Annotated in this window: 1 protein-coding gene; it reads right to left on the bottom strand. The window is 66.0% G+C overall.

Going from position 1 to position 268, the window contains the following annotated elements; translation table 11 throughout:
* On the bottom strand, window positions 1–268 hold a 268-nt coding region (locus CVH10_RS21005), incomplete at both ends, for an ATP-dependent Clp protease proteolytic subunit (protein WP_181244610.1).

Below are 268 nucleotides of genomic sequence, written 5' to 3' on the forward strand. Positions count from 1 at the left end.
GCGGCGTGCAGCTCTATGTCCGACGCCTGGCCCCGGAACCCGCCCGACGGCTGGTGCACCATGACCCGAGCGTTCGGGAGGGCGATCCGCTGGCCCGCCGCGCCCGCCGTCAGGATCAACGATCCGGCCGAGGCGGCCATGCCCATCACCACGGTCGACACCGGCGACTTGATGTATTGCATGGTATCGTAGATCGCGAGCGCCGACGTCACCTGACCGCCGGGGCTGTTGATGTACATGCTGATCTCCTTCTTCGGATTCTCCGATT

It is taken from the genome of Halomonas sp. ND22Bw (assembly GCF_003011945.1).
GTDB classification, from domain to species: domain Bacteria; phylum Pseudomonadota; class Gammaproteobacteria; order Pseudomonadales; family Halomonadaceae; genus Halomonas; species Halomonas halophila.